Annotated in this window: 4 protein-coding genes; 2 read left to right on the top strand and 2 right to left on the bottom strand. The window is 53.7% G+C overall.

What is annotated here, in order from left to right; translation table 11 throughout:
• Positions 1-86: 86 nt before the first annotated feature.
• Both CSZ94_RS28045 and CSZ94_RS17115 read left to right on the top strand, forming a co-directional pair.
• Complete coding sequence (locus CSZ94_RS28045) at positions 87-3,467, top strand: PIN domain-containing protein (RefSeq protein WP_219726016.1); 3,381 nt, start codon at positions 87-89, stop codon at positions 3,465-3,467.
• A gap of 690 nt (positions 3,468-4,157) precedes the next feature.
• A complete protein-coding gene (locus CSZ94_RS17115; protein ID WP_102122613.1) occupies positions 4,158-5,474 on the top strand; it encodes a type II toxin-antitoxin system HipA family toxin in 1,317 nt (438 codons plus the stop codon).
• Here CSZ94_RS17115 and CSZ94_RS29300 read toward each other — a convergent pair.
• Complete coding sequence (locus CSZ94_RS29300) at positions 5,358-5,756, bottom strand: ATP-binding protein (protein WP_374703587.1); 399 nt, start codon at positions 5,754-5,756, stop codon at positions 5,358-5,360. The genes CSZ94_RS17115 and CSZ94_RS29300 overlap by 117 nt on opposite strands.
• A 5-nt stretch (positions 5,757-5,761) precedes the next feature.
• Positions 5,762-5,944 carry an ATP-binding protein gene (locus CSZ94_RS29200; protein WP_308410572.1) on the bottom strand — a complete coding sequence of 61 codons (183 nt, stop codon included), beginning with the start codon at positions 5,942-5,944 and terminating at the stop codon, positions 5,762-5,764.
• Positions 5,945-6,000 lie beyond the last annotated feature (56 nt).

The raw sequence follows: 6,000 nt of genomic DNA, 5'->3' as shown, positions 1-6,000 counted from the left end.
TCGCCCTCCACGAATTCCACTTCGCTATTTGGTACACTTATCCACAGCTGCAACTCAAGAATGCAGCACCCCGCCCTGGGTCAAATTTGGATCGGCGCGGTGGGTCAATTTTAGGTCGGCGCCAACACCTAGATGCGCGTGAAGATTTGCGGGCGATTGGCAAGGACCTCGGGCCGTTTGATGAGCATCAGAAAGCACGTTGGTATCAGCAGCGAGGTGTCTGCACTTGGCACCTTGGAGATGAGCAGGATGCGGCGGCTGATTTCATTCGTGCCGCCGACCTCTCATGCGACGACGACAAAATGGTGGCCGCGCGTATTCGCGGCCTCATGTTACTGAAGCGGAACGATGAGGCTCTTGCGGCAAGTGAAGGCGCGTTACGGCGGTTTCCCGAGTCACTGCACGTCTGGCTCGCCTCGGCTAACGCCAAAATGGTTTGTGGGGAACACTTTGAATTTCGTGAAGTCCCGGTCGACATGCGCAATGAGGCCGACGTTCTTCAAATAATGGCATGGAGCAAACACTTTCGTGGCCTCGATAAAGACGCCATCAGTCTAGCCCTCCAGGCAATACGTATCGATTCAGCTGGATTTTTCACGAGGCATGCGTCGCTTGCGATTGTAATCCAATCGGTTATGGAGGGCGGCGTACTTTGCTTCTACGGCTTGCTCTCAGAGGAACTTAAATCTGCGTTGAAGGAGGTAACGGAGGCTTTCAATCCTCGAATTGAAAGGTTATGGGACGTTCAGGCACCCGAAACAGTGGCCTCAACTGCGACGCATTTGGGGTGTGCCTACCTATTGTCAAACGTGCCAGAAGAAGCTCTAAAAATCGCTCAGGAAGCAAAAGCTTACGGTATCGATGCGCCCGGTCTTCTTCGAGTGGAGCTCGATGCCCTCGACAAGTTAGGCAAGAGTGAGGAACTCCTACGGTTTGGAAATTCGAATGTAAGTAAGCTTAACGGTGAGGGCTTGGTGCGCCTTGCGCAGGAAGCCGGCAATCTAGCGGACCTCGCCCTGGTTGACTTGTGCGTCCAGGCTGGGGATACTCTGACGCCATTTGACCCATGGGTGTCCGACGTTCTCCGTGCTATCCGCTGGATGAGTTACCTGCGCTCTACCCGGAAGGCTGAGATTATCGATGAAGTTAAAAATGCTGGATTGGAGATGTCGAACAATCTTCATTTGGTCGCCGCCGGCGCTCGGATTCTGGCGAGGACGGATGAAAAAGATGCTGCGGACAGGCTGATTGCGTGCGCCAAGGCCATTCAAAATGTTACTGGCCTTCAGGACGGAGAGCTGATTCTTGCTGAACTCTACTTTGACATGAAGCGTTTTTCGGAGGCAATTCCTCACTACGTGAGTTTCCTCCCGAAAGGGCAGCACAGCGAACTGCATAATAGGCTTCTGTGCTGTTATCTTAAAGTTGGTTCGACACGAAAAGCCAAACAGCTGTTGGAGACTTTCCCTAAGGAGTGGATTGATGACGACGACACCCGCTCCCTAGCAATCGAGCTTGGCCAGCTCGCCAGTGACTGGCGGATGCTGACGTCTCTGGCAGATACTCAATACAAAAAAGAGCCTCACCACATTTCAAGTTGGCTCTTCAAGTTCATGGTCGATGTAAGAAAAAAGTCCGTCTCCGACCTTCAGGCTTTCCTTGCGACAGCTCCAATGGACTTGAAAGGGTCAATTCATCAAGTTTCCCAGTTGGCGGGTCTGGAACTTCGCTACGGCCTTGAGACGAATGGGATGCGCCGCATGTACCAAATGCGGCGGCAGAACCTCGAAAATGTGGAAAGCGCCTCTGCACTTGTGCTGAACATCGTGGGAGTCAGTCCACGTCTGCCAAATATGGAAGAGCACCTCGATATTGTCTCGCCAGGGACATCATTAGGTTTGCAAGATGACAAAGGCAATAGCCACACATTAACGATAGACCCTGCAGAGTTGCCGTTGCTGCCCGAGACTCATGAATTCAAGTCTGCATCTAGTGACGAGGCTGCCCGTTTCATCGGCGCTAAGGTGGGAACACAGGTTGAAGTTAATGGGCCATTTGGACAAACTCGAATTTTTATCGTTACCTCAATCTCGTCTGCGTACCGTCGGCTACACGATTGCGCATACTTAGCGGTTACGAACTCAATTACACCGGCCTCGAATATCATGTCGGTGTCAGTGCCCACGGGCCCAGACGGTAAGGCGGACTTTAGCGAAATGCTGGTCCAACTTCAGCGTTCGAGTGCTCACGGCCAAGCCGCAATGCATCAGTATGAAACGCATTCGATTTCCCTAGGGTTCTTGGGGAAATTGCTGGGCAAAAATCCGATAGAACTCCTTAAGTTTTGGCCACCGAGAGGCCCAGCTCTAGTATGCTGTGTCGGCACCCTGCCTGAGCGGATTGCGGCGGTCAGCCTCGTCGAGGACTTGGCCCACCCTTTTGTCATCGATAGCTCTACATTGGCTGAGTTCGTCTTCCTCGAATGCACCGCAGCGTTAGCTATTTTTCCTACTCTCTACATCTCGGAAATTGCTCGAGACAACATCTACGGGATGCTTGAGGCCGCCAAGCACAATCGCTCGGTTGGACAGGCGTTTGAAGAGGACGGTAAGCTCGGCTTCATAGCACATACCGAAGCGACTCATGAGCGGGAAGTAGCCCGGCTCAAAGCAATCATAGCCTCAATAGAGCAGTACTGCGAGGTTCAACCAGCATATGGCCCAGAGAATCCGCCAGAGCTTCTGCTTGAGTTAAAAGATTTGACCTCTGCGGAAGAGTATTCGACACTCATGCTGGCGTCAGAAAAAGAAGCAGTGCTTGTTACTTTAGACGGACACCTGCGCAGCTGGGCGGCCGCGGTAAATATTCAGGGCGTATGGACACAAGCAGTGCTCATGCAGGCGGAAAGAAGTGGCGTAATTTCAAAGGACCAGTATGCCATGTCGGCCGCCAGACTATTCATGGCTCATCGAGCGTTCACAGCATTAAACAGCTATGACCTGCTCTTGCTCAGTATGCAAGGCGACAGCTGGCTACAGTTCGGGTTAGTTAAATACACCCAGCACCTGGCTCATCCTCATACGGAGTTCGAGACGGCGCTAAGCGTCGCCTTAGCTTTCATTGAAGAGCTCTCGGCACAACCGCTGACTTTTGGCGTCATTGCAGAGTTCCTTCGGCATCTCGTCAATGGACTGTTGCGACACCCCGAATGCCCCGATACCACAATGGATATCATCGACAATTTCCTCGAACGACTGACAAAGCCGGCGCCAAACTACGCAGATTTTTATCCTCCATCAGCCAATTCACGGCAACGGAAGTTTGAGACGCAGTTGGGCTTCCTTAAAAAAGCTGCGCGTGAGGGCGAAGCATGGTCACACGAACCGTGGCGCGAACGTGAGGTCCAAGTGCGAGTTCTGCATGGCGGACGTAGCCCCCTTTTTGTGAACTTGAAGCCGCAAACGTAAAGGCAGTGGAGACTGGGCTCCCTTTTCGTACATCCTTATGACTTGAATATTGTTTTCTAACCCGAAACCGCGACTTCGTGTGGCGGGACGGCTGTGGCGAGCAGTTCGGAATTGACCACGCGCTTGGAACCTCTCGGGGTACGAACCGAATCATGTTTTTACCAGTGGGTTGCACAACTGCTCGGCGCCGTGGGGCTTCCGAGAGGCGGCGGAAAATAGGAGCAGTTGCAGCTAACTACCTGTGTCTAACGGCCTATTTGTGATTATAGATGTAGACAAAAAAGCCCTTTCTGTTATATTCTATAGATATGCCAAAAACTGCCCGCGCACTCACCCAGCTCCCACCCACCACCATTGGTGCCATTGAAAAATTAGGTGCCGACTTAGCTGTCGCCCGCCTGAGGCGAAAGGAATCCTTGCGCTCTTGGGCGCAGCGTATGGGGGTCACCGTGGCAACCCTTCAACGACTTGAAGCGGGAGACCCGTCTATTGGCCTTGGGATTGTCGCGACCGCCCTCTGGCTCATTAAACGCGATGGACAGCTAAGACATCTGGCAGCACCTGAACACGACCAAGGCGCCCTGGAAATGGACGTGCGGGAGGCTGTTGAGCTGGGACGCACACGTGCAAGGGCTTCTGAAGAAACCCGCCTACGCGCTTCGGAGCGCGCAGCCAAACTGAAGGTATAGGATGCGCTTAGAGAACTTGTACCTGTGGTATCTCGGTGACCCTGCCGAACCACGCTACGTCGGGGAGTTGAGGCTCATTTCGACAGGTAAAGGGGTGTCGCTACGTTACGGTGATGCATGGCGCGAAAATGGGTTCGCGCTGAGTGAAGACCTGCCTTTGGTCGACATTGAATATTTGCCGCCTAGCCGTTTAAATGCTGATACGCAACGCGCTGTAGGGGCTGTTGATGATGCGCGCCCAGACCGGTGGGGCGAAAAAGTCATTCGTTTTGTCGACAAGCCAAGACGTCTTTCGCTGATGGAGTACTTGTATTATGCAGGCGATGACAGATTTGGCGCACTCGGGGTTTCGACGTCTTCAGAAATTTATACCCCAAGGTACGGTGGACCATTACCAAGGCTCGAACAGGCGCAACAGCTGAGCGAGGTTGTAGCCAAAATTGAGGCTTCGGAACCCCTGAGCGAGATAGAAACGCGAATTATTGCGGGAGGCGGTAGCCCGCTTGGGGGTGCCAAGCCCAAGGCGCTCATCGGCATCAACGGCGAACAATGGGTCATCAAATTCTTTAACAACGAGCCTGTAGATTCGCCGCTTATCGAGCACGCAACCATGACGCTGGCCAAGTGTGCGAACATCAAAGTTGCGGAGACGCAGGTCATTAGTCTGGCGGGCGAAAACGCAATTGCAGTTCGACGCTTCGACCGACGGGGGAAATTTCGGGTGCATAGTATTTCTGCCGGCACAGCCATCCGCGCAGCGACGGCAGAAGGTGAAGAGCCTGAGATGGGGTATCCCGAACTGGCGCGTATTCTCCGCAGAATTGGTGATACGACCGACGAAACCAACCAGAAGGATGCGTTCGAGCTCTTTCGTAGAATGGTTTTTAATATACTGGTCGATAACACCGATGACCATGAGAAAAACCACGCGCTGCTGGTTCCAAATCCGTTCGCTAACGAACGCTTGCAGCTTGCGCCTGCCTATGACGTACTGCCTACCAATTCGGGGCAGGGTTATCAGGAATTTTCGTGCGGCAAAGATGGTCGTGACTCCACGCTGGAAAATGCGATGTCGCAATGTGAGGCCTTTGGATTGACTCCCCCTCAAGCCGCGCTCGAAGTCGCAGCTGTTATTAAAGTTGTGAATAATTGGCAGGCACATTTCGCAACGCTTGGCGTTTCTATCGGCGACATTGAAAGTCTAGCGGAACGTATCGATGGTGAGGAGTTGTTGAGCCAGAGGACTGCCTTCGACCCGACACGTTATCAAATGGCGCCGCCCAAGCGAAAGAAGGCAAACCCTTTCCGGCGTAGTTGACAGTCGGCGCGGAGAAAGAAGAGCATCGGCCACCATGATACCGTCGCCGATGGCGGCGTGCCAATGCTCAATCGGAAGCTGACTGGTGACAATGGTCGAGCGACTGCCGTGGCGGTCGTCGAGCAGTTCTAACAGGTCGCGCCGATGGGCGTCGTCGAGCACCGCCAGCCCCCAGTCATCGATAAGGAGCACGCCTATTCGGGCCAACTGCTTGAGCAACTTCATGTAGCGCCCGTCGGCGCGGCCAATGCTGAACTCGTCGAGCAGGCGTGGCAGACGCACGTAAATTAGGCACTTCGGTCCATGCGGCAAGCCTGGTGCGCCAGCGCGCAGGCTAGCCAAGTCTTGCCTATGCCGGTCGGGCCGGTCAGCAGCACATTCTGTTTTTCCGATAGCCACAGACCGGCCAGCAGCCGTTGGTACAGCGCCTTGTTGAGACCGCGCGCGTGGCGGTATAGCCAGTAGTTCACACATCTTCGAAAAATGTCATTTACTGTCGCGTCATTATGACGCATAATTGAACGAC

Origin of the sequence: Janthinobacterium sp. ROICE36, assembly GCF_002869965.1 — a bacterium.
Lineage (GTDB): Bacteria > Pseudomonadota > Gammaproteobacteria > Burkholderiales > Burkholderiaceae_D > Janthinobacterium.
Note: the sequence above shows the minus strand (reverse complement) of the source record. Positions and strands in the feature narration are given on the sequence as shown.

Coding starts and splice junctions, on each gene's coding strand:
- CSZ94_RS17115 (WP_102122613.1), top strand. CDS start 4,158: ATGCGCTTAGAGAACTTGTACCTGTGGTATCTCGGTGACCCTGCCGAA.